General features: G+C 62.9%; 4 protein-coding genes. 3 read left to right on the top strand and 1 reads right to left on the bottom strand.

Features of this window, described 5'->3' with window-relative positions:
* Together KFO72_RS41375 and KFO72_RS41380 are read left to right on the top strand one after the other, a co-directional pair.
* Positions 1 to 274 (top strand): hypothetical protein (locus KFO72_RS41375; RefSeq protein ID WP_225034510.1); only part of this gene is annotated, 274 nt, incomplete at its 5' end.
* A gap of 22 nt (positions 275 to 296) precedes the next feature.
* On the top strand, positions 297 to 1,133 hold the full coding sequence (locus KFO72_RS41380; RefSeq protein WP_062917046.1) for a DMT family transporter: 837 nt from the start codon (positions 297 to 299) through the stop codon (positions 1,131 to 1,133).
* A gap of 12 nt (positions 1,134 to 1,145) precedes the next feature.
* Here the strand turns inward: KFO72_RS41380 and KFO72_RS41385 are convergent, their stop codons facing one another.
* Positions 1,146 to 2,702, bottom strand: a complete 1,557-nt coding sequence (locus tag KFO72_RS41385) for a PLP-dependent aminotransferase family protein (protein ID WP_225034511.1) — start codon at positions 2,700 to 2,702, stop codon at positions 1,146 to 1,148.
* A gap of 120 nt (positions 2,703 to 2,822) precedes the next feature.
* On the opposite strand from KFO72_RS41385, the gene KFO72_RS41390 reads away from it, so the two are divergent.
* A complete protein-coding gene (locus KFO72_RS41390; protein WP_054933746.1) occupies positions 2,823 to 4,106 on the top strand; it encodes a 4-aminobutyrate--2-oxoglutarate transaminase in 1,284 nt (427 codons plus the stop codon).
* Positions 4,107 to 4,222 lie beyond the last annotated feature (116 nt).

A 4,222-nucleotide genomic window follows, 5' to 3' on the forward strand; every position in this document is an offset into this window, starting at 1 on the left:
CCGCCCCGCACAGGGGCGACGCGTGAAGCACGCTAACGAATCGCGGATGCCAGCGCAAAGGCCAGAACAAGCAACCTGCGGATGCCAGCGAAAGCAAAAGCAAAAGGCGGATGCCAGCGCAAAGACCGAAAACACCAAACCAGCAACACTCGCACCGAAACATCTCAACCCGGCTGCCCCGCGCAGAGGCCCCAAAAATCCAAAAACCCAAAAACCCAAAAACCACACCAACAATATCCCCACAACAACACAAAAAACCACATCTACGGAATAATGTCGGCTTTAGCCCGACACCCATGGAAACCCTCATCGTCCTGCTCGTCCTGCTTTCCGCCATGCTCCATGCGAGCTGGAACGCTTTCCTGCGGCTGGCCGAAGATCGCATCTGGCTGCTCGGCATGATGTCGATCCCCTACCTCGCCGTGAGCGCGATCGGTGTGATCGTCCTGCCCCTTCCCGCGCCCGCCGCATGGCCCTACATAGCCGCATCGGTCGTGCTGGAATTCGGCTATTGCCTCGCGCTCGTGCGCGCTTACCGCAGCGGCGACTTCGGACAGATCTATCCGATCGCGCGCGGACTGTCGCCCTTGCTGGTGTTCGCCGGCGCCCTCGTGTTCGCGCACGAAACCTTGAAGCCGCTCGCGGCAACAGGCGTCGCGCTGGTGTCGATCGGTATCGTGTCGCTCGCGTTTCGCCGCGACATGCGCTTCTCCGGCGAAAGCGTGCCCTACGCTCTGCTCACGGGTCTTTTCATCTCGGCATACTCCGTCGTCGACGGAATCGGCGCGCGCGTCGCGGGTAACGGACTCAGCTACATCATGTGGGTCTATCTGCTGTGGAACGTGCCGCAGTTTCTGCTCGTGTGGCACTGGCGCGGCGGCGCAAAAGGACTCTTCACGTCGCGTGAAACGATGATGAAAGGCATGCTGTCAGGCGTGATCGCACTGGTCGCGTATTGCCTCATCATCGAGGCCTATCGCTATCTGCCCATCGCCATGGTCTCCGCGCTGCGCGAACTCAGCTCGATTTTCGCGGTGCTGATCGGCTTCTCGTTCATGCACGAAAAACTGACCGCGCGCCGCGTGTTCGCCTGCACGCTCGTCACGCTCGGCGCAGTGCTGATTCGCCTCTAACGCGCACGCGGCTCACGCGAAAAGCGGCAACGTCGCGTCGATCGCATCCGCGAGCGTGTCGAATGCGGGAGCGATCTCCTCGTCGGGCACGCACGCATAGCCGATCAGCAACCCCGACTGCGCCCGCGACGGTTGCGCGTAATACCCGGACAACGCACGCACGACAATATTGCGCTCGAGCGCAGCCGCCGCCACTGCGCGGTCATCCGTGCCTTCGGGCAGTTGCATCACGAGATGCAGCCCCGCGTCGCCGCCGACAGCCGGCAATGCATCGCCATAACGCCGCGCCGCGGCATCAAGCAGGGTCGAGCGGCGCTGCCCGTAAAGCGTGCGCATCTTGCGGATGTGCGACGTGAAATGCCCCTCGGCGATGAACTCCGCGAGCATCGCCTGCTGCAGTAACTGCCCTTCGCGATACAGCTCGGCACTCGCCGTCGCGAAGCTCTCCGCCAGCGCCTCGGGCACCACGAGATAGCCGATCCGCAGTCCCGGGAACAGCGTCTTGCCGAAGCTGCCTACGTAAATCACCTGCCCCGCCGTATCGAGCCCTTGCAGCGAAGCAAGCGGCCGGCTCCCGTAGCGGTACTCGCTGTCGTAGTCGTCCTCGATGATCCAGCACTGGTTCTGCCGCGCGTATTCGAGCAGCATGCGGCGGCGCGCGAGGCTCATCACCATGCCGAGCGGGTACTGGTGCGACGGCGTTACAAGGATCAGCTTCGGCGGATGCGCGAGATCGTCGGGCGACGGATTGATGCCTTCGTCGTCGATGGAAATCGGGCGCGACTTGAGGCCCGAAACGTGCATGACGCTGCGCACGCCCCAATAACATGGGTCTTCCGTCCAGATAACGTCGCCGGGATCGGACAGCAGACGCACGGCGAGATCGACGGATTGGTGAATGCCCGTCGTGATGATGATCTGCTCGGGCGTGCACCGCACCGAGCGCGACGTGCGCAGATAGTCCGCCAGCGCGTGGCGCAGCAAGGACAGGCCGCCGCCGGGGGCGTAGGTCAGCAGATCGGGCCGCAGACGCCGCCAGTACTTGTTGTGCAAGCGGCTCCAGACGCGCGCCGGAAAGCGCGTGACATCGGGCACGCCCGGCATGAACGCGCCCCATTGCCGCTTCGACACGCCCGCGCTGGCGATCAGCCGCGAACCGCGCTGCGACAACGCGCGTGCGGCAGGCTGTTGCGCGTGCAGCGGCGACTTCGAATGTGTCGGCGGCAACGCCTGCTGCAACTGCTGTACGGGCGCGGAAACAGGCGCAGTCTGTCCATCTGTCGAGCCGACGATTTCATCCGGCGACGTATCGGCGACGAATGTGCCGCGCCCCGTCGCCGACGTGACATAGCCCTCCAGCGCAAGCTGCTCGTAGACCTGCGTGACGGTATTGCGCGCGATGCCCAGTTCGTTGGCCAGCAGCCGCGACGACGGCACCTTGCTGCCGGCGGGCAGTTCGCGCGTCAGAATGGCCTGTTGCAGCAGCCGATGCAGCTGCCGGTAGATCGGCAGACCGTTGCCGCGGTCCAAGCGCTGGGCCAACCAGTCGGACAAAACACTCGCGCGCATGAATTGGCTCCTTATTTTTTACCGAAATGGCTCTGAAATTTGGAGCCAAATCTGATTATAGTCGCTGCATGTGCCGCGATGAACGCGAGCGCCCGAACGAACCCCAAACAGGAGATCTCCGTGAAGAATGCTGAACTGAAGAGCCGCAAGGACGCCGCGACCCCGCGCGGCGTGGGCGTGATGTGTGATTTCTACGCCGCGCGCGCTGAGAATGCGGAGCTGTGGGACGTCGAGGGCCGCCGCTACATCGATTTCGCGGCGGGCATCGCGGTGTGCAACACGGGCCACCGTCATCCGAAGATCGTCGAGGCTGTGCGCGCGCAACTGGACAACTTCACGCACACGGCTTATCAGATCGTGCCGTACGCGTCGTATGTCGAGCTGGCCGAGAAGATCAACCAGCGCGCGCCGGGCGACTATCCGAAGAAGACGGCATTCTTCACGACGGGCGCCGAGGCTGTCGAAAACGCGATCAAGATCGCGCGCGCCGCGACGGGCCGTCCGGGCGTGATCGCGTTCACGGGCGGCTTTCATGGCCGCACGATGATGGGCATGGCGCTGACGGGCAAGGTTGCGCCGTACAAGCTGAACTTCGGCCCGTTCCCGGCCGACGTCTTCCACGCGCCGTTCCCGAATCCGCTGCACGGCGTGACGACGGCGGACTCGTTGAAGGCGATCGAATTCCTCTTCAAGGCCGACATCGATCCGAAGCGCGTCGCGGCGATCATTTTCGAGCCGGTGCAAGGCGAAGGCGGTTTCTATCCGGCGCCTGCCGAGTTCGTGCGCGCGCTGCGCAAGCTGTGCAACGAGCACGGCATTCTGCTGATCGCCGATGAAGTGCAAACGGGGTTTGCGCGCACGGGCAAGCTGTTTGCGATGCATCACTACGACGTCGTGCCTGATCTGATGACGATGGCAAAGAGCCTGGCGGGTGGCATGCCGCTGTCGGGTGTGGTCGGTCGTGCGGACGTGATGGATGCTGCTGCGCCCGGCGGGTTGGGCGGCACGTATGCCGGCAATCCGTTGGCGGTGGCTTCGGCGCTTGCCGTGCTCGATATCATCGATGAAGAGAAGCTCTGCGAGCGGGCTGTTTTGCTTGGTGACCGGTTGAAGGCGCGGTTGACCGCGTTGCAGGCGGAAGTGCCGCAAATTGCCGATGTGCGCGGGCCGGGCGGGATGGTGGCGGTTGAGTTCTGCAAGCCCGGCAGTTCCGATGCGGATGCTGATTTCACCAAGCGGGTGCAGGCGCGGGCGCTCGAGCGTGGGTTGTTGCTGCTCGTTTGTGGTGTCTATTCGAATGTTGTTCGGTTCTTGTTCCCGCTGACTATTCAGGATTCTGTCTTCGATGAGGCGGTTTCGATTCTCGAAGAAGTGTTGAAGGAGACTGTCGGCGTTACGGTCTGATTTTTTTGCCTGCGGCGGCTGTTCTTGGTCGCCGTTTTTGTTTTTGTGGTTGGTCGGGGATGCTGGGTGGTTTTGGTTTTTTTGCTGGTGTCCGCGATTTGCTTTTGCTTTTGCTG

Origin of the sequence: Paraburkholderia sp. XV, from assembly GCF_020177535.1 — a bacterium.
GTDB classification, from domain to species: domain Bacteria; phylum Pseudomonadota; class Gammaproteobacteria; order Burkholderiales; family Burkholderiaceae; genus Paraburkholderia; species Paraburkholderia caribensis.

Coding starts and splice junctions, on each gene's coding strand:
- KFO72_RS41380 (WP_062917046.1), top strand. CDS start 297: ATGGAAACCCTCATCGTCCTGCTCGTCCTGCTTTCCGCCATGCTCCAT.
- KFO72_RS41385 (WP_225034511.1), bottom strand. CDS start 2,702: ATGCGCGCGAGTGTTTTGTCCGACTGGTTGGCCCAGCGCTTGGACCGC.